We start from the raw sequence: 22,598 nt of genomic DNA, 5'->3' as shown, positions 1-22,598 counted from the left end.
TTATTTTTTATGACAGGGCAGGTGAAATTCAAAAGTACTTCCTCTATCTGTCAGGCTTCTTACTTTTATGCTAGATTGGTGTAGTTCTATTATTTTTTTTGCTATTGCTAACCCTAAACCTATCCCTTTTTCTTTGTAATCATTAGTTATTTGCATGTTTCTGTTAAATATAATTTCTTGGTCTTCTTTTCTAATTCCCATTCCATTATCTTTTATTTTAACAACTACATTATTTAATTTACATGATAAATAGATTGTTACCCTCCCCCCTTTTTCAGTAAACTTAATGGCATTATCTAATATATTCTGTATGGCTCTTTCTATAAGAGCACTATCTGCAAATACTGGAGATAAATCATTTTTTACAATAACAGATAAATTAATATTTTTTCTCTCTATTAACAATTTATAACGTGAAGCCATGTCATAAACTAAATCAGAAATAAAAAACACTTCTTTACTTAACTTTAACTCTTTAGTTTCTAATCTCGAATATTCAAAAAGATGATTTACTAAACTAGATAAATAGTTGGCTCCATTTTCTATAATTTTCATAAACTCTCTCTTGTCATCATACTCAAGAATATCATTTTTCATCTGTAGTGTTTCTATATAACCTCTAATAGAAGTAATGGGGGTTCGTAAATCATGTGATACGTTAGCTATCAATTGTTTTCTAAACTTATTAATTGACTGAATTTCTCTTATATTTTCGGAAATTGTTTGAGCCATATTATTAAAGGTAACTGCTAATATAGATAAATCAGATTTATAAGCATTTGGAATTCTGGCTTCTAAATTTCCTTCCTTAAATCTATTAACATAATAGATAATTGTTCTCAAATTTTTGGTCAGAGCCCAAATACTAATCCAACCAATTGAAATAGCGAATATCATCGTAACAATTGTTGATCTAATACTAAATTTTAGAAAATAATCTTCCAAAAGTGATTCACAAACTTCTTGGTATTTTTTACTTGTAAGTATTATGTAAACATAACCACTATGTCCCCCTTTTGTAAAATATCCAGCCGAAAATATTTTTTTACTTCCTGATTCACGAGGATCATCTCCGAGAACATACTTTTTCTTGTTTTTTATAAACTGTTTTATAGGGTTTAAATTAACTTTTTCTAACTGCTTTTGAGGGTTTGAATGGTCAAGAACCACAGAATATAATATTTTCCCTGTCTCGCTTAATAAATAAACATCAATGGCCCTATTTACAGCCATCATATCGTGCATTATTCCATCAAATAACACTTTATTTACAGCCCCATCCTTCAAAAAAGGAGAAGCTTCTTTAAATTTTTCATCAATTAAATGATTCGCTACATTACAATTTAATTTCTGAGTTGTTTCACTATAAAATTTTTTAACAAAAAATATCGTCAGTAAAATATATACAACTCCAATCGTTACGACTGTAATTAAAAGTGATATTCCTATTTTTAGTATAAATTTACTAGACAGTGCTTCTTGCTTTGCTTTCATATGAAGGGATTTTTAGTTCGTCATTAAACTTATACCCTACACCCCATGAAGTCAATACAAATTTTGGTTTGATCATGTTTTCTTCTAACTTAATTCTTAATCTATTTATATGTGAATTTACAGTATGTTTATAACCATCAAAATCATAACCCCATACTATTTCAAGTAATTTTTCTCTACTATAAACTTGACCTGGATTTGAAGCCATTAAAACCAATAATTTAAATTCTTTTGGCGACAAATTAACTTCTTTACCTTTAAGTATTACTTTTCTTTTATCTATAAAAATTGATAAATCTTTAAATTCCAGTTTTTTAATCCGCACAGATTGTTCAGGATAAGTTTTATGAAACCTTCTCGTAACTGCTTTTACTCTTGCTATAAATTCTCTAACACTAAATGGTTTCGTGATATAATCATCTGCTCCTAACTCTAAACTCAGCACCTTATCAAGCTCTTCTGTCTTCGCAGTGAGCATTATAATTGGTGTTTGCTTTATCAAACGTATATGTTTACAAACTTCAATCCCGCTCATTCTTGGGAGGTTAATATCTAAGATAATCAAATCAAATTCTTCACTCAAAGCTAACTTAAGCCCGGTATCTCCCTGATAAATAGTAGTAATAGAATAATTCAGATCTATTAAATGAATTTCTAGAAGCTTCGCTACTGAAATATCATCTTCAACAATAAGTACTCTTTTCATTTGAACGAAAAAATTTTAGAAGGTTTGAGGCGAACTTAAAAAAATAACATGTGATATAAAAATGATTTTTTTGTGATTTTTCTGTGATACTTAAAATAGTTCTTTATCATATTAAAATTCGCTGCAGCATTTTAAAACCCTTGAAAATCTTTAAATAACTAATTTATGAAGAAAACAGCTTTAAAAGAAAAATCAACTAATCCCCAAATATATCTCAATAAAAAGTCTAGACTTTTAGAAAATATAAAGCGTATTAAATTGATGAATTTATCAGAAATTGATCAAAAACTTTTTATTGAATATGGCCTAGGAGATGAAATATTACCTGACTTTGAAAATGTTTTAGATGCTTTTGAATATTGGGTATCTAAAACTCCTCATAATATTGCTGCAGAGTACAAAACAAAAAATATAACCTACAAAGAACTGGATAATGAAGCAACAATATTAGCTTTAATATTAAAACAAAAGGGAATAAAAAATGGAGATGTTATTGGCTTATACATCCCAAGATCTATAGATCTTATAATCAGTATAATAGCATGTATAAAATTAGAAGTAACATATGTTCCTCAAGATCCAAGGATTGTCCCCATTGATATGCTTGAAAAAATAAGTACAAAAAGTGAACAGAATATAATTCTTTCATTATCAACATATGCTGAGAAAATCTCTTTTTACGAAAAAAATAAAATCATTTTAATTGACAAAGAAATTAATAAAAAGATCTACAGAAATTTATATGGAAATATCAAGCTGATTAATCATCAAAACAAAAAAACTGACTCAACCTGCTTTATTTTATTTACTTCTGGAACAACAGGAACTCCTAATGGAGTTCAAGTAAGTCATAAAAATTTATGTAATATATTATATAGTGCTCCGGGAAATTTAGGTATTGCTCCAGGAGTCAAGGTTGCTCAAATATTAAATATTTCTTTTGATATGGCTGCATGGGAAATATTAGGTTGTTTAGGTAATGGGGGTACATTATTAATTAGAGGTAAAGATATTTTAGAAACGGTGACTAAGGCAAACGTTATTATTGCAACACCTACTATTTTAACTACAGTACCACCTGAAAAATGCAAGGAAATTAAGAGTGTTGCTGTTGCAGGTGAACCATGCCCAGTAATGCTTGCAGAAAGATGGTCTAAGTTATGCAACTTCTATAATTCTTGTGGTCCTACAGAAACAACAATTGTAAATACCATGAAAAAATGTATTCCTGGTAGCTCAGAACTTTCAATTGGCAAACCGACACCAAATAATACTGTCTATATTCTTAATAAAGATATGACACCTACAAAAATTGGAGAAATCGGTATTATGTGGGGAGGCGGAGATTGTGTAAGTAAAGGCTATCTTCATGATGAAAGTTTAACAAGAAAAAAATACAAACTAGACCCTTTCCTAAATGATGGGAGTCATATGTTTAATACGGGCGATTTAGGAAAGTGGAATAAAAATGGTGAACTTATTCACTTCGGTCGAATAGATGATCAAGTAAAAATAAAAGGCTTTCGAGTTGAGCTAGATTCAATTTCAAAAATAATTGAAAGCTTCAATGATGTAAAAAGAGCTGCCACCATAAAATATCAAGATTATTTAGTTGCTTTTGTTAGTACAAACAATCAAACTGAAAATCTTTTGGAGCTACTAAAAAAACAACTACAAAAAGAACTCCCTTATTATTATACACCTAGTAATTTTATTTTTCTCGAAGAGCTTCCGAAAACATCAAGAGGTAAAATAGACAAGAGAGCTTTAAAACAAACTTTAATATTATAAAAAATGGAAAATATTGTTTTACCTCCTAAGAAAAATATGCTGTATAGATTAGGAAAACATCCTTTACTTATCCCTTACAATAGATTATTTATTTTGGTTAGTTTGATAAATCTACACATCATTTATAAATCTATTTTTGAATGGAATTGGTTTGATTCTGATGGAATTGAGATAAATACGATTGCTCAAGTTGTATTAATTAATTTTACTGTTGGAATTTTAGTAAGACAGCAATATATTATAAATTTACTTTTTAGCATTGCAACAAGTATTCCTACTAGTTGGCCTCTTTTTGTAAGAAGAATTGCTGGTAAAGTATATCATTTTGGTGGTATTCATAGCTCAAGCACTAGTATGGGTACCCTGTGGTACTTTATATTTGTTGGATCCTTATATTATCATTACAAACACAATTTACCCGGAGTAAATCTAACAATAATAATCGTAACTTCTATTATTTTGATACTGCTTTGTATTATCATTATAATGGCACTACCTAACATTAGATCTAAATACCACAATCACTTTGAAATTACACACCGACTTGGTGGATGGACAGTACTGATTTTATTTTGGGTTCAAATGGTTCTTTTTTTAAACATTGAAAATAAAAGTGTTTCTATTTTTACAAGTGTCAATTTTTGGATTCTTTTTACTGTTACAATAAGTGTTATTATTCCTTGGTTACACTTAAAAAAAGTTAATATTGATATCAATAGACCTTCAAACCATGTAGCGTTAACCTCTTTTGATTATGGTGTTACCCCTTTTGCTGGCTCTTCAACAGCACTTAGTACAAATCCTTTATTAGAATGGCACTCTTTCGCAAATGTTCCTAGTCCTGGGAAAAATGGCTTTAGGCTTACTATTTCAAGAGCAGGAGATTGGACAGGAAAATTTATTTCTGAAAAACCTCAAAAAATTTGGGTTAAAGGGATTCCTACAGCCGGTGTTGGAAATATTGATAAACTTTTTAAAAAAGTAATTTGGGTAGCAACCGGAAGCGGCATTGGCCCATGCCTACCGCATTTGTTACTTAATGAAACACCATCGGTTTTAGTATGGTCAACTAGAGACCCCAACAAAACATATGGAAGCAAACTAGTTAATGAAATAAAATCTGTACAACCCAATGCAGTTATTTGGGATACCGATACAAAAGGGAAACCTGATCTTGTTAAAATAGCATATAAAGCCTTCTGTGATCATAATGCGGAAGCTATTATATGCATTTCAAATCAAAAGCTTACTGAAAAAGTTGTCCATAGCATGGAAGCTATTGGAATTCCTGCTTATGGAGCTATTTGGGATTCTTAAAAAATCAATAAAATTTAATAATTATGAACATACTATTTAAACAAATAGAAAGGGTTGTTATTGCTCAATTAAATCGACCTAGTAGCCTTAATTCTTTGAATTCAGAATTGATGTATGAACTTATCTCTGAAATTCAGGAATACGACCAGATGACAACTGTAGGTTGCATTATTATAACGGGTAGTGATCGTGTGTTTTGTGCTGGAGCTGATATTAAAGAAATGAATAACAAAGGATTTTCTGAAATGTTTATTGAAAATTATTTTGGATACTGGGAATTACTATCTAAAATAAAAACTCCAATTATTGCAGCTGTGTCTGGATATGCATTAGGAGGTGGATGTGAACTCGCTATGATGTGTGATATAATCATCGCTTCCGAAAATGCTGTTTTTGGTCAACCAGAAATAAAACTTGGTGTTATTCCTGGAATTGGAGGCACCCAACGCTTAACTAATTTGATTGGAAAATCAAAAGCAATGGACATCATTCTTACAGGAAGAAATATTAGTGCTTCAGAAGCAGATGAAATAGGATTGGTCTCAAAAATATTTCCTTCTGATAATTTTTTAAGAAATGTAATTGAATATGCACATGGAATTTCCTGTCTCTCTAAAACTGCTTTAATAGCTTCCAAAGAGGCTATCAATCATTCTTTACAAGTACATCTAAATGAAGGAATTGTTTTTGAAAGAAGAATATTTCATTCACTCTTCAATACTAAAGATCAAAAAGAAGGTATGAATGCATTCCTAGAAAAAAGAATTCCAAATTTTAACTAAAAAACTAAATCTATATCATGAAAAAATCAATTTATATTACAGTATTATTATTTACTTTTTCGATATTTAATACATACTCACAAGAAAAAAAATCAAAAAAGAATAAAACAACTTTTGCTATAATGCCTATTCATAATAGCGCAGCAGGATTCAATAATGTTTTTTTAGGTTCACATCAAATTAAACCAAAAACAAGTTTAACTTTTTACAGTGTATTTTGGGTAAATCCACTATTTGGTAATGGAGGTAAAGATTTATTTTTAGAAACAGGTGTTGGACTTGGTTTTTCGCTAGCTAATGATAAATTATATCTAAATCCTAGCCTTGGTTTTGGACACGGAAAACTCCTGTCTGGTGCAGCAGAAACTAAAATTGCAGAAAGTATTATTCCAAGTATATTTATGATTTACAATACCAGAAAATTTGAATTTGAGGGATATACTGCCTACTATAAAAGTATGAGAGGCGAAGGAAATTCACAAGATTTAATGCTTAATTGGGTAATTCCTGGATATAAAATATCAAACTCACTTTCTATTGGAGCTTTTTATGAACACCTTGGACAGACAAGAGTAGATTCAGGAGATACAAAAACTCTATACCAATTTTTGGGAGGATATATCAAAACTACATTAAACAATGGTGTTTGGTTTAGATTTGCTGCTGGACCTAATGTCTCAAATGATCATTTAAACTCAAAAGAGTTTTATAAAATTCAAGCTTTTATTCCTATTTAAACAATAGTTCGTTCATTTTACCATTAGCCAAAGGTTATACTCAACCCTTTGGCTTTTTAATTTTTTTATTAACCTAAATAAGTTTTCAAATTAAAAAATCACTTACTTTTGTGTTGAAAATTTAAATTATGCAATTGCTAAAACGTTTTGGTTACTATTTAATTGGTGTTACTATTGGATCAATAGGTGTTCTTTATTTCTGGAAAAATAAAAAAGTAACTTTCGATTACGGAATGGATGCTAGAACACTTAAATCACTAAGAATAAAAAAACATATTTATTCAACAGATGTAAAAAAAGTGCTAGAAACAAAAGGAAAAGACTCTTCAATTATAAATGCTTTACTTTTTAGAGGAGATGTGGATTTTGGAAAAAGTAAACCTAGACTTAAACCTTGTGCTGAATATTTTATAACAGGAAAAGATAGTTTAAAATCCGTTAGCATATATGTAAAAAGATGTGATTCTATAGTCACGATTAAGGATATTTTCTGGGATTAGAAAAGTTTGAAACACATATATACATATATAATCATTATTAGTAGTTTTCTTACTTTAAAAATTGATTGACTTTTTATTGCCAATATTAAGCAATATGACAATCAATATTCAAATTTCCCTTAAATCTTATCTCACCAATCTTTTTAAGTGCAGTTAACTTTTTTCTACTAATTATAAATAATTAACGATAATCTAACTTGTAATCTTATAATATCGTATAAGACACCAAAAGGCTTTGCATTTAAATTTTTAAGATATTCTTGGACTTCTTCTTTAAACAAATCATACCTATCTATTTAATTAATCTAATAAACTAGAATAAAATATTTGTTCCTGTATATTATTTAATGAATAATTCTATCTATAATATCTTTACAAAAAAACAAACGACAAGGTTATAAAAAAACCTGTCGTTTGCTCTTATTTATTAATAAATTTGATTTAAATAGCCAGCTTTTTAGTTCGCTATATGGCTCGTAAACTTAATTCTCATTAATCGTAATTCCTCATCATCATAATCTCCATCAAATTCATCTAAAGCCTCTTGAATTTTATCAGTTTCTGCTTCCATAAAATAGTCATAGATTTCCTCTTGTTGATCTTCATCTAACAAATCATCCACCGCGTAATCTATATTTAATTTTGTTCCTGAAAAAACAATAGCCTCCATTTCTTTAATTAATTCAGGCATTTCAAGACCTTTTGAACTTGCAATATCTTCAAGAGGAAGTTTTCTATCTGTATTTTGTATGATATATAGCTTCAACCCTGAGTTAACTCCTGTACTCTTTACAATCAAATCATCCGGACGAATAATATCATTATCGTCAACATAATTTGAAATTAATTTCACGAAATCTTTTCCGTATTTCTTGGCTTTTCCTTCACCAACACCATGAACTTTTGATAATTCATCTATATTAATCGGATATTTTAATGCCATATCATCAATTGAAGGGTCCTGAAAAACAGCAAAAGGAGGAACTCCTAATTTTTTACCAACTTTTTTCCTTAGATCCTTTAGCATCGTTATTAACTTAGCATCAACACCTACTTTTGTTGTTTTGATACTCGCTATAATAGTTCCATCATCATCCGTATTGTATACATGATTTTCGGTCATCATAAAAGATGATGGATTATTGAGATAGGCTCTACCTTCTGGAGTGACTTTTAGAACTCCATATTGTTCTATTTCCTTTCTAATTAAATCTGCAACCAACACTTGTCGAATTAATGCATTCCAATAATGAACATCTTTTTCCTTTCCGATACCAAAAAATGATTGCGAAGGTGTTTTATGAGAAGTTAAGAGTGCATTTTCTTTCCCTATTAAAGTGTTTACTACTTCTTTAGGCTTATACATTTCATTTGTATCTTGAATAACAGAAAGTAGTTTAATAACTTCTTCTTGTGATTCTGATTTTTTCTTAGGATTACGCATATTATCATCCATATCAGCTCCTTCTCCATTTACTTCGTCAAACTCTTCACCGAAATAATGTAATAAATATTTTCTTCTATTCATTGAAGTTTCTGCATATCCGACAACCTCTTGTAATAAGGCATGACCTACCTCTTGCTCGGCAACAGGTTTATTAGCCATGAATTTCTCCAACTTTTCTATGTCTTTATAAGAATAAAAAGTTAAACAATAACCTTCACCTCCATCTCTACCAGCTCTACCTGTTTCCTGATAATAGCTTTCTAAACTTTTCGGAATATCATGGTGTATAACAAATCTAACATCAGGTTTATCAATCCCCATACCAAATGCTATGGTTGCAACTACAACATCACAATCTTCCATTAAAAACATATCTTGATGTTTTGCTCTTGTTTTTGCGTCTAATCCGGCATGATATGGTACTGCATTAACTCCATTCACTTGAAGAACTTGTGCTATTTCCTCTACCTTTTTTCGACTCAAACAATAAATAATACCTGATTTGTTTAAATGTTGTTTTATAAACTTGATTATATCTTTTTCTATATCTTTTGTTTTCGGCCTTACCTCATAAAATAAGTTAGGTCTATTGAAAGAAGCTTTATAAACATTAGCATCTGACATTCCTAGTGTTTTTAGAATGTCTTCTTGAACTTTTTCTGTTGCTGTTGCTGTCAAGCCAATTATAGGAACATTATCTATCTGCTTTATGATATTTTTTAGATTTCTATATTCTGGTCTGAAATCATGTCCCCACTCTGAAATACAATGCGCCTCATCAATTGCCACAAAAGAAATCTTTTGGGCTCTTAAAAACTCAACGTACTCCTCTTTAATCAATGATTCTGGTGCTACATAAAGTAATTTTGTAATACCATTTTCAATATCAGCTTTAACTTGGCTTACCTCTGTTTTGTTTAAGGAGGAGTTCAATACATGGGCAATGCCCTTATTTTCAGAAATACCTCTAATAGCATCCACTTGATTTTTCATCAAAGCGATCAAAGGAGAAATCACAATGGACGTTCCTTCTTTCATTAATGCAGGCAACTGATAACAAAGGGACTTACCTCCACCAGTAGGCATTATAACAAAAGTATTTTTATTATTTAATATGTTGTTTACAACATCTTCCTGTAAACCTTTGAATTGACTGAATCCAAAAATTTTCTTTAATGATTTATATAAATCCGACTGCTCTATATCCATCTTTTTTTAAACAAAATTAATAAGTAATTCTAATTTATTAAAAAAACTCTCGACAAAAAGTTATATTCTATCTTTGTATGAGCAATGATCGGTAAAATATTTCTATTTTTACAACTTTATTTCATAATTAAATTTTAAGCATTGAAAAATCTTAACGAAATTCTTTCATCAGCTAAAAATACCATTAGATTGCAAAGTGAAGCAATAGCTAATTTAACAGAACTATTAGACGATTCTTTTGCTAATGCGGTAAACTACTTACTAAATTCAAAAGGTAGAGTCATTCTTACTGGTATAGGGAAAAGTGCTAATATTGGAACAAAAATTGTTGCAACATTGAATTCTACTGGTACTCCTGCTGTTTTTATGCACGCCGCAGATGCTATTCATGGAGATTTAGGAAATGTTCAAAAAGATGACACCGTCATTTGTCTGTCTAAAAGCGGAAACACTCCTGAAATAAAAGTATTAATACCACTCATTAGAAGTTCTAAAAATAAAATTATAGCTATCACAGGAAACCCAAATTCTTTTTTAGGAAAAAATGCTGATTTTATTTTAAATTCTTATGTACCTAAAGAGGCTTGCCCTAATAATTTAGCTCCTACTACAAGTACCACAACGCAACTAGTACTTGGCGACGCTTTAGCTGTATGCCTACTTGAGCTAAGAGGGTTTTCAAGTAATGATTTTGCAAAATACCATCCTGGAGGTTCTTTAGGTAAACGTTTATATCTTAGAGTATCAGATCTTATAAAAAATAATGAATTGCCTAAAGTTGCTTCGTCTGATGCAATTACAAAAGTTATTGTTGAAATATCGGAAAAGAGATTGGGGGTAACTGCTGTTGTGAATAAAGATAATGAAATTCAAGGTATCATAACCGATGGAGATATAAGACGTATGCTTAATAAAAGTACTATTATCGATGGTTTAACAGCCAGTGATGTGATGAGTAAAAATCCAAAATCAATCAATATTAACGAAATGGCTATTGATGCTTTAAATTCATTAGAAGATAACAGTATTTCTCAAATACTAGTTACCGATGATGCCAATCAGTACGTTGGAGTTATACATTTACACGATTTAATTAAAGAAGGAATATTTTAATTATGGCGATAAAAGAAATGTCCTTTTTAGAGCATCTAGAGGAACTAAGGTGGCATTTAGTAAGGAGTTTTATTGCTGTTTTTATAGCAGGTATTTTTATTTTTGCTAATATAAATTTTGTTTTTGAAAATATTCTATTAGCACACTTAAGACCCGATTTCTCTACTTATATTTTTTTTTGTAAAACCTTTACTTCAATTGGTATAGATAGCAGTTTTTGTAATATTAATTTTAAACAGACTTTACAAGCGTTAAATCCAACGCAACAACTAATGACAGCTATTTGGTCTTCTTTGATATTAGGCTTTGTAATTTCATTTCCTTATGTAATTTGGGAATTTTGGAGATTTATAGCTCCAGGACTACATGATAATGAAAGGAAAAAATCTAAAGGATTTATATTTACTTTATCTTTTCTATTTTTTCTAGGAATTGCTTTTAGTTACTTTGTTATTATCCCCATGTCTGTATATTTCTTTTATAACTTTGAAATATCTACGGCAATTGAAAATAATTTTAAGTTAGATGCATATATAAGTCTTATAACTAACACGCTTATTGGAGTTGCTGTTTTCTTTGAATTACCTGTTATTATATTTTTCTTAGCAAGAATTGGTATCGTTACTCCACTATTTTTACGTAAATATAGAAAACATGCATTAATAATAGTTTTAATACTTTCTGCTGTTATTACACCTCCAGATGTAGCGAGTCAGATTATAGTATCCGTCCCCATCATGATTTTATATGAAATAAGTATACATGTAGCTAATTTTGTCATAAAAAAACAACAGAAAAATGTCTCGAAAAGTCCAAGAATTTAATGAGTATCGTTCTAAAATGAACGATAAAATATTATCCTCAGATAATAAAGTTATAAAACGAATATTTAATCTCGATACAAACGCCTACTCTAAAGGACATCTTCCTGTAAAAACGAAGGAATTGCTAGGCTTAGTTGCTTCTACTGTACTTAGGTGCGATGATTGTATAGCCTATCACCTAGAAACGGCCTTTGAAAATGGGGTAACTAAAGAAGAAATAATGGAAACAATGTCAATAGCAACACTTGTTGGAGGAACTATTGTTATTCCCCATTTAAGAAGAGCTGTTGAATTTTGGGAAGCATTAGAAGAAACTAAACTTTGAATAGCATCTAAAACTATTTAAAAAATTAAACTTGTTGTTAGTATGAAATTAAAAGCCAACGATATACAAAAAATATACGGTAAGCGTAAAGTAGTAAAAGGCATCTCTTTGCAAGTAGAACAAGGTGAAATAATTGGTCTTCTTGGTCCAAATGGAGCAGGTAAAACAACCTCTTTCTATATGATAGTAGGAATGATTAAACCCAATGGAGGGACTATCTTTCTTGATAATGAAGAAATAACAGAAGACGCTATGTACAAACGTTCTCAAAAAGGAATTGGCTACTTAGCACAGGAGGCATCTGTTTTTAGAAAATTATCAGTTGAAGATAATATTATGTCTGTTCTTGAATTTACTGATAGAACTAAATTAGAAAGAAAGCAACGACTTGAGGAGCTCATAGAAGAATTTAGCTTGGACCACGTTAGAAAAAATCGCGGTGACTTATTATCTGGTGGAGAACGTAGACGTACTGAAATTGCACGATGCTTAGCATCTGATCCAAAATTTATTTTACTTGACGAGCCTTTTGCTGGTGTTGATCCAATTGCTGTAGAAGACATTCAAAGCATTGTAGCAAAGCTAAAAAATAAAAATATAGGCATATTAATAACTGATCATGATGTACAAGCAACACTAGCCATTACGGATAGAACCTATTTAATGTACAACGGTGGTATTTTAAAAGAAGGAACTCCAGAAGAATTAGCTGATGATGAAACTGTAAGAAGAGTATATCTAGGAAAAGATTTTGAGTTAAAAAAGAAGAAATTTTAATTTCTTTAAATTGTATACTCCTTAACTTATCAAAAATAAACGGGTTTTACACATAACTTACAATTCCACTTTCTTTCTGAAAATACATTATGATTTCTCGGTTGTAATAATTTTATCGATGAATAGCTAATGGCTATCTATTGAAACTCCTTTTTTTTTCTATAATTTTATTTAAAAACCTGTGTGTTTAAAAAAGTGACTTTTTTATTGAAATGATTGTTTACAACATTAATAAAAATCATTTCTTTTGAAGTTTTAAATACGCTTGTGCTTTTACTTTATCGGTATTTTAAATTGATTTTTTAAAATAGATAATAAAATATATAGTATAATTATTAGAGGTATTGATACCACTTTAAATATTACTATCAAAATTAAAGAACTTATCAAGAATAAATATTTAACAATATTGTCTTTCAATGAAAAGCTTTTAAACTTTAACGAAAATAAAGGTAAATCAACATGCATCAATATACTAAATACAATTGTTATGACAATTAGTGTATACTTATTCAATATAAAAGATTTTAAAATATTAAAATCAGAATATTCAATAACTAAGGGCAACGAGATTATAAATAAACTCATTGCAGGAGTAGGTAAACCAATAAAACTATCGCTCTGTCTTTTATCTAAATTAAACTTTGCTAACCTATATCCCGCTGATAAAGTTAAAATTAAACCCAAATAAGGTAAATTACTCCCCGATCTACCATACGCATCAATTCCAAAATATCCTACTGGATCCACATCAATAGCATTTACAATTAATTGTAACATTACAATTCCTGGTACGACCCCGCTTGTAACAACATCTGCTAAAGAATCTAATTGTTTACCTAATTCTCCTTGAACTTTTAAAATTCTTGCTATGAAACCGTCTAAAAAATCAAGAAAAATTCCAAGAGTAACCATTATTGAAGTACCATAAAAGTCTCCCTTTATTGCTAAAATTGTAGCAATTGTTCCACTCAATAAATTCCCTAGTGTTATGAAATTAGGTATATGCTTCTTAATTTTCATTTTTTAATTTTATCAACGACGAAAGTAAAAAAATCTATTACATGTTTCAATCTTATTAAATAAAATTTTAAAAATATCTTATAATGTAAATTCAAAAATTCTTATTTGAAGTCGTCTATTTTAATAACCTTCTGTAATCATTTTTAATATATATTTGTTTTCGTTGCTAAATTCTATGTCATATGCCATTATTATATTCTAATTTTACTCCTAGTTTACCTTTTAAGAATGGGCATTTTAATACTATTTACCGTCCATTGTTCCTTAAAGCTTCTATTAATTATAAAAGAGACAGAGTTCAAACCTGGGATCACGACTTTATTGATCTTGATTTTTCTATCACTAAATCAAAAAGTCTAGTGCTATTAATACATGGTTTAGAAGGTAGCTCTTTTTCTAACTATATGGTTACTACCTCCATTTATCTCAATAATAATGGGTTTGATACTGTAAGCATGAACTTAAGAGGATGTAGTGGAGAAGATAATTTATTGTTAGGTACTTATCATAGCGGTAAAACAGATGATGTGAGTTTTATTATCAATTATTTAGATAAAAATTACTCGTATAATAACCTTATTATAGTTGGGTTTAGCTTGGGGGGAAATTTAACATTAAAATATTTAGGAGAATATACAAATATACCTGACCTTGTAAAAGGTGCTGTTGCTGTTTCGGTTCCCATAGATTTAACAAGCTCACAAGCAGAATTACTAAAAATTAAAAATAAAATCTACTTGTTAGAGTTTTTAAAAACAATGAAAAACAAGATTTTAGCTAAAGCGGAAAAATTTCCTGAATTTAATATTGATAAAAAACTATTAGCTAAAGCAAGTAAGTTTAGGCATATTGAAAAACAATATACTATTCCTGTTTTTGGTTTTAAAAGCTCCGAAGACTACTGGGCTAAAGCAAGTTCAAAACCTTATATTTCAAAAATAAAAATTCCTTCCTTATTAATTAATTCTCTTGATGATAGTTTTCTTTCAAAAGAATGTTTTCCTTACGAAGAGGCAAAAAAATTAAATAATTTTTATTTAATAACTCCCAATTATGGAGGCCATGTTGGCTTTTTATCATCTTTTTCAAATACACAAAATAATTGGCTCGAATATAAAATAACACAATTCATAAAAGAAAAAATTGACCTTGATTAATTCATAAATAAATCTATATTTTTAATAAGAGAATCTATCATAGTAATATTCGATTTTACATTGTAATGAAAAAAATATACGTAGTTTTTAATTTTTAAAAAAAGTTATCTTTCTATAAAAAATGAATATTCTATAAATTAATTCTTAGGTCATAAACATAAATCTCGAGTCTAATTATGAAATTAATTTTAAAATAAAAATGAATATTCATGTTTTACTAATCTTTTACATAGTCATTACCTCAGTTCATGCTCAATTTAGAAATTACTCCAACGAATTTTTAAATATAGGTGTGGATGCAGCTGCACTTGGTATGAGTAAAGCTGTTGTAGCAAACAGTAATAATGTAAATTCTATTTACTGGAATCCTAGTGGTTTAGTTACCATTAAAAATTATGAAATTTCTTTAATGCACTCTTCATATTTTGCAGGTATTGCTCAATATAATTTTGTAGGCTTTGCAATGCCTCTAGACAATAAAAGTGCTGTAGGATTTTCTCTTATCAGATTTGGCGTTGATAACATTTTAAATACTACAAAATTAATAGATAGTAAAGGGAATATAAATTATGATAAAATAAGCCTTTTCTCTGCTGCTGATTATGCTTTTTATATAACATATTCTAAAAGGCTTAAACTTAAAGGACTTAAATTTGGGGTAAACACGAAAATAATTAGACGAATTATAGGTAATTTTGCCTCATCATGGGGCTTTGGCTTTGATGCAGGAATTCAATTTGAAAGAAATTCATGGAAATTAGGTGTTATACTTCGCGATATTACGACAACTTTTAATAGTTGGGCTATTAACAAAAATGAATTTGAAAAAATTAAGAGTTCAATACCTGATAAAAACCAAGAGTTGCCTAATGCTACCGAAATTACAAAACCGAAAGCACAAATGGGAATAGCAAAAATTTTTAAGATGAATAAAAATTTTAATCTTCTAACAGAAATTGATTTAAATATGCGTTTCGCAAAAACTAATGATATTATTTCAACTACTTTCATTAGTTTTACACCTGCTATTGGTTTACAATTAGGGTACGAAAAAATGGCCTTTCTGCGCTTTGGTGCCGGGAATATTCAGAAAGTAACTGAATTTGACAACTCTCGCTCCATATCAATTGAACCGAGTTTTGGCCTAGGTTTTACTTACAAAGGGTTTCAAATAGATTATGCACTAACTAATATTGGAAATGTAGGTAACGTCTTATTTTCAAATACTTTTTCTATTAAATTTAACTATCATTCTTTTACACAATGATTATGATACAAAAACTTTTTTATTTTATTCTACTTCTATTTATTTCAATATTCTCCTTCTCTCAAAATATAAAATTATCTGGGGATGCTAAAATTAGTATCATAACCTATGGACCAGGAGATGTACTATATGAAAAATTCGGACATACAGCAATAAGAATAAAAGATCCAATGTTAAAACTTGATTTAATATATAATTATGGGATTTTTGATTTCACAGAGAAAAATTTCTATTTGAACTTTATAAAAGGTTATATGAAGTATCGTTTAGCAAGATATCACTTTCCTCCTTCTTTAAAATCATACAATAAAAATAAACGATGGGTAAAAGAACAAATATTAAATTTAAATACTCAGCAAGTCAATAACTTTTTTAAGTATCTAGAAAATAATGCTAAACCTGAAAATGCTAGCTATCTTTATGATCCTTTTTTCAATAATTGCTCAACAAAACCTAGAGATATAATAAAAGAAATTCTTGGTAAAAGCGTCATCTACAAGAATAATAATACCAACTCCAATAGTACTATCAGGGAACTAATGAATAGAGAGATAAACACGAATACATGGGGAGGATTAGGTATAAATATTGCGCTAGGTAATAAACTAGATAAAATAGCCAACTCAGACAAATGCATGTACTTACCAGACTATGTTTATCAAACACTTGAAAAATCTAGTATTTCAAAAGATGGAAAAGAAGAAAATTTAGTATCGAAAACAAATATTCTTTTAAATTATCCTGAAAAACAAGCTAACTCTGATAAGTTTAGCCCATTATTAGTATTCTCAATATTGCTTTTCATCGGAATTTTTATCAGTTTTCAAGATATTAAAAAAGTTAAACATACAAAATGGCTAGATATAGTATTACTATTAATTACAGGTATTTTTGGAGTTTTAGTAATTTTTTTGTGGTTTTTTACTAATCACTCTACTGCTCCTTATAATTTCAACATGCTTTGGGCTGTTCCTACAAACTTAATTTTAGCATGGAAATTATATAAGAATAAAACTTCTAGATGGATAACTCACTACGTCAAAATATTACTATTCTTTTTACTTGGTTTTATTCCTATTGTTTGGATACTTAATATTCAATTATTACCTTATAGTTTAATTCCACTGTTTTTATTGTTAAGCATTAGGTATTGGGTAATTCTTAAAGTTTATAAGAAACTACGAATAGCTAATTCATAGCTTTGCAAACCAAAACCTGTGATAACACCTTTGACATTTGGTGCTATATAACTTTTATGTCTGTAAGTTTCTCTTGCATATACGTTAGATATATGCACCTCTATAACCGCCGCTTCAATTGCTTTTATGGCATCTGCAATAGCAATTGAAGTATGGGTATAAGCCGCAGCATTTAATATTATACCATCAAAACTATAGCCTACTTCGTGTAACTTATCAATTAACGCGCCTTCATGATTAGATTGAAAATAATACAATTTTATTTTTTGGAATTTTTCCTGTAAATCGTTAAAATATACTTCAAAACTAGCTTTACCATAAATACCAGGTTCTCTTTTTCCTAATAGGTTCAAATTAGGGCCATTGATTATTAATATTTTTTTCATATTGTATATTGTTCTTTTCAAACTTTGAATCGAGTTTAAGAATTTAAAGTTACATAAATAGTTTATATTATTTAAAACAATAAAACCGCCGATTTCTCAACGGTTTATTATAATGTTTAAAAACTTTCAATAAATTGATCTTATACTACCTTCTGCTATAATTAGGAGCTTCTTTTGTAATAGCTACATCATGTGGATGACTTTCATTAATTCCTGAAGCTGTTATTCTTACAAATTTACCAGTACTCTTTAAGGTTTCAATATCTTTAGCCCCGCAATATCCCATTCCTGCACGTAATCCTCCTACAAATTGATGAATACTCTCAAATAGTTCTCCTTTATAAGGTACTCTACCCACAATACCTTCAGGAACTAACTTTTTAATATCATCCTCTACATCTTGAAAATAACGATCTTTTGACCCTTTTTTCATAGCTTCAACGGATCCCATTCCTCTGTATGACTTAAATTTTCGACCTTCAAATATTATTGCCTCTCCAGGAGATTCTTTTGTCCCTGCTAATAATGACCCTAGCATTACGCAGTCAGCACCAGCTGCAATTGCCTTAGGAATATCTCCTGTATGACGAATCCCTCCATCTGCGATGACTGGTATTCCTGAATCTTTAATGGCTGCTGCTACCTCTAAAACAGCAGAAAATTGAGGAAATCCAACTCCTGCGACAACACGCGTTGTGCAAATTGACCCAGGACCTATACCTACTTTAATAGCATCTGCTCCAGCCTCAACTAAATATTTAGCTGCCTCAGGGGTTGCAATATTACCCACAACTACGTCTAAATTAGGAAATTTAGATTTTACCTCTTTTAAAACAGTAACTACCCCTTTTGTATGTCCATGTGCTGTATCTATAATAACAGCGTCTACCCCAGCATTTACTAGAGCATTAGCCCTTTCTAAGACATCTCCAGTTACCCCTAGAGCTGCTGCTACTCTAAGTCGACCGTATTGATCTTTATTCGCTATTGGCTTTTGTGTAGTTTTTGTAATATCTCTAAAAGTAATTAGTCCTACGAGCTTATCTCCATTTACTACTGGTAATTTTTCAATTTTATTTTCTTGTAAAACAACTTCTGCTTCTTTTAATGAAGTTCCTTCTTTTACAGTTATCAGATTTTCTGAAGTCATTACTTCCTTAATAGGACGCTCAATATTACTTTCAAAACGTAAATCTCTATTAGTTACAATACCTATTAACTTCCTATTCTCGTCTACGACAGGAATTCCACCGATTCTATTATCCTTCATTGCCTTTTTAGCATCTAAGACAACAGCTGAATCATGCAACGTAATTGGATCGATGATCATACCACTTTCTGCTCTTTTAACTTTTCTTACTTCATTAGCTTGTTGCTCAATGGTCATATTTTTATGTAAAACACCTATCCCTCCTTCTCTGGCAATTGCTATTGCCATTGCTGACTCTGTTACTGTATCCATAGCTGCAGATACAATAGGAACGTTTATCGTGATGTTTTTTGAAAATTTTGTGCGAATATTAACTTCTCTTGGAAGTATTTCTGAATATGAAGGAACTAACAATACGTCATCATAAGTTAATCCTTCTCCTACAAATTTTGATTGGTGGGCATTCATAAATGTAATCAATTTTACTCCTTAGAGTTTTTGTTATTAAAAATTAATTACGAACAAATATACTACAAAAAATCTTACCAAATTATGATGTAAAATAATATACTTAATCCCTAAGAAAATTTAAAAAAAAGCATCTTAAAATTTTAAAAAAAATATTTAAATTGCACCCTAAAATAAATTTAATCTAAATAAAAATGAATAAAAACATTTTAACTTATTTATTTGCTGTTCTTTTAGTTACAGTTTCTTGTTCTAGCGATAATAGTGATACTGTTTTGGATCCTAATAACTCTTCAACTACAATACTAGAAATTAGAAAAAGAGAATTTGTAAGCAATTATGTTGCTATTGTTGATGCAAGTTATAATGATGCATTAGAAAAAACTATAGATTTACAAAATGTTATAAATGACTTTGTAGCATCTCCTAGTGAAGTGAAATTCAATAATGCGAAAAAAGCGTGGTTAGAAGCCCGAGAACCTTATGGACAAACAGAGGGCTATCGATTTTATGACGGTCCTATTGATGGTGATGGTGGTGAGCCAGAAGGGTACATTAATGCTTGGCCCCTTGATGAGGCTTTAATTGATTATGTTGACAGTGGTACAGGAGGTCAGCAAAGTTCTGATAACAGACAAAATATTGTTAATAATACTGCGGAATACCCTACATTGAGTAAAGATGTATTAAGAGAAATTTCAGGATACGATGAAAATGAATCAAATGTTACACTTGGCTATCACGCTATAGAGTTTTTACTTTGGGGACAAGATACTAGTGTTCCTGCCGATAAAATAGCTGGGCAACGACCATTTACTGACTATACTACAGCAGACAACGCAGATAGAAGAGGGTTATATTTAAAATTAGCTACTGAAATTCTTGTGGAAGATCTAAAATCTGTTGTAGACCAATGGAAAGAAGGAGGAGCTTATAGAAAAGAATTTTTAGCATTAGATAACAACTCTGCAATCAAAAATATTTTAACCGGTATCGCAAAATTAAGTAAAGGTGAATTGGCAGGAGAAAGAATGACTGTTGCTGTTGAGAACAACAATCAGGAAGATGAGCACTCATGTTTTTCTGACAATACGCACAGAGATATTTATTTAAATGCACAATCTATTAACAATATTATTATGGGCAAATATAAAAAAGTTGATGGATCTGAAATCAGTGGAACGTCATTACTCGATGTATTAAAACTTATAAACCTAGAAGAAAGTAATGCATTAGAAATAACAGCTACATTAGTAATGAGTAAGGTCAAAATAATTTCTGACACGAAGTTTTTTGATTATCAAATAATGGGTGAGACAATTGATAATACTTCAAAACCAGTTATGTCGGCTGTATCTTCATTAGAAAAACAAGGAGATGAACTAGCTCAAGCTGGAAAAACAATTACGAATAGTAATATTGATCCATCAGTTTAAACTACTGAATAAATACTTAAAAACATAACAAACCAAATCAAGAAAATCTTGGTTTGGTTTTTACGTAGAAACAACAAACAACAAACAAAATTGAATAAGATAACTTATTTTTCAGCAATACTTATTATTTTGGTTTCATGCGCTGAAAAAGAAAATGAATACCTTCCTAAATATTCTTATGAACAAGGTGAAGAACTATCTGTGGGTCAATTGACAACTACAATATTAGGTGCTAATGCCTTCGATCAACCAATACCTAATTTATCAATTATTGATAATAGGTTATTTTTTGTTGGTAATTCATTATTTCGTCAAAATTGGGTATCCTCTCCTGCATCAACAACGGCACGTGATGGTTTAGGCCCTACTTTTAATGCTCGTTCTTGCAGTGCTTGTCACAATAAAGACGGAAGAGGAGTTCCATTGCAAGAAGGGCAAAACTTTTCAAAAGGCTTTTTGATGAGAATAAGTACCTTCGGAAGTAATTCAAACGGAGCACCCAAACCAATAGAATTTTATGGTGATCAAATTCAAGAACATGCAAATATAGGGGTTCCTTATGAGGCAAAAGTTTCAGTAAAATTTGAATATCTAAAAGGAGAATTTAACGACGGTGAAACCTATGAACTCAGAAAACCTATTTATACTATTTCAGATGAGCAATTTGGTAGCTTACAAAATATTTTAACATCTCCCAGAGTAGGTCAGCAAGTAATTGGCCTTGGCTTTATTGACGCTTTAAGTGAACAAGATCTTCTTGCGAACATTGATGAAAATGATCGTGATGGAGATGGTATATCTGGAAAAGCTAATTACGTTTGGAATGTAATTACCAGAAAACATGAATTAGGCCGATTTGGATGGAAAGCTAATCAACCGAACTTAAAACAGCAAGTAGCAGGCGCTTTTCATGGTGATATGGGGCTAACATCTTCTTTATTTCCAAGTGAGAACTGCCCAACCACTCAACAAGATTGTCTAAATGCCGTAAATGGAGGTAGTCCCGAAGTTACAGACGATGCCCTAAAAAATGTAATGATTTATGCAACTTCTTTAGCTGTTCCAATAAGAAGAAATTATAATAATGAGAAGGTTTTAAAAGGGAAACATCTTTTTAGAGAAATGAAATGCTCAAGCTGTCATATTGAAAGTTTTACAACAAGATCTTATTCTTTTAATAGCGCATTAGAAAATATAAAAATTAGACCTTTTTCTGACTTTCTTTTACATGATATGGGTGATGAACTTGCTGACAATAGACCTGATTTTTTTGCTTCAGGCAAAGAATGGAGAACGCAACCACTTTGGGGTATTGGATTGATTAAAGAAGTAAATAATCATACATTTTTCTTGCATGATGGTAGGGCTAGAAATATTGAAGAAGCCATATTATGGCATGGTGGTGAGGCCGACAAAAGTAAGGAAGCTTATAAAAATTTAACAAAAGAAGATAGAACCGCTGTTCTAGCTTTCATTAACTCATTATAACT

General features: G+C 30.1%; 20 protein-coding genes. 14 read left to right on the top strand and 6 right to left on the bottom strand.

Annotation, left to right across the window (positions count from 1 at the left end; translation table 11 throughout):
• Together ACSIGE_RS01075 and ACSIGE_RS01070 are read right to left on the bottom strand one after the other, a co-directional pair.
• Window positions 1-1,494 carry an ATP-binding protein gene (locus tag ACSIGE_RS01075; protein ID WP_440880948.1) on the bottom strand — a complete coding sequence of 498 codons (1,494 nt, stop codon included), beginning with the start codon at window positions 1,492-1,494 and terminating at the stop codon, window positions 1-3.
• Window positions 1,466-2,200 carry a response regulator transcription factor gene (locus tag ACSIGE_RS01070; protein ID WP_440880947.1) on the bottom strand — a complete coding sequence of 245 codons (735 nt, stop codon included), beginning with the start codon at window positions 2,198-2,200 and terminating at the stop codon, window positions 1,466-1,468. Before ACSIGE_RS01070 ends, ACSIGE_RS01075 begins: the two co-directional genes overlap by 29 nt.
• A gap of 165 nt (window positions 2,201-2,365) precedes the next feature.
• Between ACSIGE_RS01070 and ACSIGE_RS01065 the strand changes: the two genes are divergently transcribed.
• From ACSIGE_RS01065 to ACSIGE_RS01045, 5 genes are all read left to right on the top strand, one after another.
• The gene (locus ACSIGE_RS01065) at window positions 2,366-3,991 is read left to right on the top strand and encodes an AMP-binding protein (protein ID WP_440880946.1); all 1,626 of its coding nucleotides are present in this window, start codon (window positions 2,366-2,368) and stop codon (window positions 3,989-3,991) included.
• A 3-nt stretch (window positions 3,992-3,994) separates the two neighbouring features.
• Entirely contained in the window at window positions 3,995-5,308 is a 1,314-nt protein-coding gene (locus tag ACSIGE_RS01060) for a hypothetical protein (protein WP_440880945.1), read from the top strand.
• A 23-nt stretch (window positions 5,309-5,331) separates the two neighbouring features.
• Window positions 5,332-6,090, top strand: a complete 759-nt coding sequence (locus tag ACSIGE_RS01055; protein WP_440880944.1) for an enoyl-CoA hydratase-related protein — start codon at window positions 5,332-5,334, stop codon at window positions 6,088-6,090.
• 17 nt (window positions 6,091-6,107) lie between these two features.
• The gene (locus tag ACSIGE_RS01050) at window positions 6,108-6,827 is read left to right on the top strand and encodes a DUF6733 family protein (protein ID WP_440880943.1); all 720 of its coding nucleotides are present in this window, start codon (window positions 6,108-6,110) and stop codon (window positions 6,825-6,827) included.
• Between the two features lie 128 nt (window positions 6,828-6,955).
• Entirely contained in the window at window positions 6,956-7,327 is a 372-nt protein-coding gene (locus tag ACSIGE_RS01045; RefSeq protein WP_440880942.1) for a DUF4258 domain-containing protein, read from the top strand.
• A gap of 457 nt (window positions 7,328-7,784) precedes the next feature.
• Here the strand turns inward: ACSIGE_RS01045 and recQ are convergent, their stop codons facing one another.
• Window positions 7,785-9,983 (bottom strand): DNA helicase RecQ, encoded by a 2,199-nt coding sequence (recQ, locus tag ACSIGE_RS01040; protein WP_440880941.1) that lies wholly within the window; start codon window positions 9,981-9,983, stop codon window positions 7,785-7,787.
• A gap of 141 nt (window positions 9,984-10,124) precedes the next feature.
• Between recQ and ACSIGE_RS01035 the strand changes: the two genes are divergently transcribed.
• The 4 genes from ACSIGE_RS01035 to lptB are packed head-to-tail and all read left to right on the top strand — an operon-like array spanning window position 10,125 to window position 13,022.
• Window positions 10,125-11,096 carry a KpsF/GutQ family sugar-phosphate isomerase gene (locus ACSIGE_RS01035; RefSeq protein WP_440880940.1) on the top strand — a complete coding sequence of 324 codons (972 nt, stop codon included), beginning with the start codon at window positions 10,125-10,127 and terminating at the stop codon, window positions 11,094-11,096.
• 2 nt (window positions 11,097-11,098) lie between these two features.
• The gene (gene tatC / locus ACSIGE_RS01030; protein WP_440880939.1) at window positions 11,099-11,920 is read left to right on the top strand and encodes a twin-arginine translocase subunit TatC; all 822 of its coding nucleotides are present in this window, start codon (window positions 11,099-11,101) and stop codon (window positions 11,918-11,920) included.
• Window positions 11,895-12,245, top strand: coding sequence for a carboxymuconolactone decarboxylase family protein (locus tag ACSIGE_RS01025; protein ID WP_440880938.1), 351 nt, complete (start codon window positions 11,895-11,897; stop codon window positions 12,243-12,245). The genes tatC and ACSIGE_RS01025 overlap by 26 nt, the downstream gene beginning before the upstream one ends.
• Before the next feature lie 42 nt (window positions 12,246-12,287).
• The gene (lptB, locus tag ACSIGE_RS01020; protein ID WP_440880937.1) at window positions 12,288-13,022 is read left to right on the top strand and encodes an LPS export ABC transporter ATP-binding protein; all 735 of its coding nucleotides are present in this window, start codon (window positions 12,288-12,290) and stop codon (window positions 13,020-13,022) included.
• A 273-nt stretch (window positions 13,023-13,295) separates the two neighbouring features.
• On the opposite strand, the gene ACSIGE_RS01015 is transcribed toward lptB, so the two are convergent.
• Window positions 13,296-14,045 carry a CDP-alcohol phosphatidyltransferase family protein gene (locus ACSIGE_RS01015; RefSeq protein ID WP_440880936.1) on the bottom strand — a complete coding sequence of 250 codons (750 nt, stop codon included), beginning with the start codon at window positions 14,043-14,045 and terminating at the stop codon, window positions 13,296-13,298.
• 182 nt (window positions 14,046-14,227) lie between these two features.
• On the opposite strand from ACSIGE_RS01015, the gene ACSIGE_RS01010 reads away from it, so the two are divergent.
• The 3 genes from ACSIGE_RS01010 (at window position 14,228) to ACSIGE_RS01000 (ending at window position 17,668) form a co-directional block, all read left to right on the top strand.
• Window positions 14,228-15,202, top strand: coding sequence for a YheT family hydrolase (locus ACSIGE_RS01010; protein ID WP_440880935.1), 975 nt, complete (start codon window positions 14,228-14,230; stop codon window positions 15,200-15,202).
• Window positions 15,203-15,401: 199 nt separating this feature from the next.
• Window positions 15,402-16,469, top strand: a complete 1,068-nt coding sequence (locus ACSIGE_RS01005) for a PorV/PorQ family protein (RefSeq protein ID WP_440880934.1) — start codon at window positions 15,402-15,404, stop codon at window positions 16,467-16,469.
• Window positions 16,470-16,471: 2 nt separating this feature from the next.
• Window positions 16,472-17,668, top strand: coding sequence for a lipoprotein N-acyltransferase Lnb domain-containing protein (locus ACSIGE_RS01000; protein WP_440880933.1), 1,197 nt, complete (start codon window positions 16,472-16,474; stop codon window positions 17,666-17,668).
• Here the strand turns inward: ACSIGE_RS01000 and aroQ are convergent.
• Both aroQ and guaB read right to left on the bottom strand, forming a co-directional pair.
• Window positions 17,638-18,054: a type II 3-dehydroquinate dehydratase gene (aroQ, locus tag ACSIGE_RS00995; protein WP_440882169.1), complete on the bottom strand. Its 417-nt coding sequence runs from the start codon at window positions 18,052-18,054 to the stop codon at window positions 17,638-17,640. The two genes, ACSIGE_RS01000 and aroQ, sit on opposite strands and share 31 nt — an antisense overlap.
• Window positions 18,055-18,199: 145 nt before the next feature.
• Window positions 18,200-19,672, bottom strand: coding sequence for an IMP dehydrogenase (gene guaB, locus ACSIGE_RS00990; protein ID WP_440880932.1), 1,473 nt, complete (start codon window positions 19,670-19,672; stop codon window positions 18,200-18,202).
• 194 nt (window positions 19,673-19,866) lie between these two features.
• Between guaB and ACSIGE_RS00985 the strand changes: the two genes are divergently transcribed.
• Window positions 19,867-21,108, top strand: a complete 1,242-nt coding sequence (locus ACSIGE_RS00985) for an imelysin family protein (RefSeq protein WP_440880931.1) — start codon at window positions 19,867-19,869, stop codon at window positions 21,106-21,108.
• Window positions 21,109-21,198: 90 nt separating this feature from the next.
• Entirely contained in the window at window positions 21,199-22,596 is a 1,398-nt protein-coding gene (locus ACSIGE_RS00980) for a di-heme oxidoreductase family protein (protein WP_440880930.1), read from the top strand.
• Window positions 22,597-22,598 lie beyond the last annotated feature (2 nt).

Source organism: Tenacibaculum profundi (assembly GCF_052050075.1).
GTDB lineage: Bacteria > Bacteroidota > Bacteroidia > Flavobacteriales > Flavobacteriaceae > Polaribacter.
Note: the sequence above shows the minus strand (reverse complement) of the source record. Positions and strands in the feature narration are given on the sequence as shown.

Coding starts and splice junctions, on each gene's coding strand:
- ACSIGE_RS01075 (WP_440880948.1), bottom strand. CDS start 1,494: ATGAAAGCAAAGCAAGAAGCACTGTCTAGTAAATTTATACTAAAAATA.
- ACSIGE_RS01070 (WP_440880947.1), bottom strand. CDS start 2,200: ATGAAAAGAGTACTTATTGTTGAAGATGATATTTCAGTAGCGAAGCTT.
- ACSIGE_RS01065 (WP_440880946.1), top strand. CDS start 2,366: ATGAAGAAAACAGCTTTAAAAGAAAAATCAACTAATCCCCAAATATAT.
- ACSIGE_RS01060 (WP_440880945.1), top strand. CDS start 3,995: ATGGAAAATATTGTTTTACCTCCTAAGAAAAATATGCTGTATAGATTA.
- ACSIGE_RS01055 (WP_440880944.1), top strand. CDS start 5,332: ATGAACATACTATTTAAACAAATAGAAAGGGTTGTTATTGCTCAATTA.
- ACSIGE_RS01050 (WP_440880943.1), top strand. CDS start 6,108: ATGAAAAAATCAATTTATATTACAGTATTATTATTTACTTTTTCGATA.
- ACSIGE_RS01045 (WP_440880942.1), top strand. CDS start 6,956: ATGCAATTGCTAAAACGTTTTGGTTACTATTTAATTGGTGTTACTATT.
- recQ (WP_440880941.1), bottom strand. CDS start 9,983: ATGGATATAGAGCAGTCGGATTTATATAAATCATTAAAGAAAATTTTT.
- tatC (WP_440880939.1), top strand. CDS start 11,099: ATGGCGATAAAAGAAATGTCCTTTTTAGAGCATCTAGAGGAACTAAGG.
- ACSIGE_RS01025 (WP_440880938.1), top strand. CDS start 11,895: ATGTCTCGAAAAGTCCAAGAATTTAATGAGTATCGTTCTAAAATGAAC.
- lptB (WP_440880937.1), top strand. CDS start 12,288: ATGAAATTAAAAGCCAACGATATACAAAAAATATACGGTAAGCGTAAA.
- ACSIGE_RS01015 (WP_440880936.1), bottom strand. CDS start 14,045: ATGAAAATTAAGAAGCATATACCTAATTTCATAACACTAGGGAATTTA.
- ACSIGE_RS01010 (WP_440880935.1), top strand. CDS start 14,228: ATGCCATTATTATATTCTAATTTTACTCCTAGTTTACCTTTTAAGAAT.
- ACSIGE_RS01005 (WP_440880934.1), top strand. CDS start 15,402: ATGAATATTCATGTTTTACTAATCTTTTACATAGTCATTACCTCAGTT.
- ACSIGE_RS01000 (WP_440880933.1), top strand. CDS start 16,472: ATGATACAAAAACTTTTTTATTTTATTCTACTTCTATTTATTTCAATA.
- aroQ (WP_440882169.1), bottom strand. CDS start 18,054: ATGAAAAAAATATTAATAATCAATGGCCCTAATTTGAACCTATTAGGA.
- guaB (WP_440880932.1), bottom strand. CDS start 19,672: ATGAATGCCCACCAATCAAAATTTGTAGGAGAAGGATTAACTTATGAT.
- ACSIGE_RS00985 (WP_440880931.1), top strand. CDS start 19,867: ATGAATAAAAACATTTTAACTTATTTATTTGCTGTTCTTTTAGTTACA.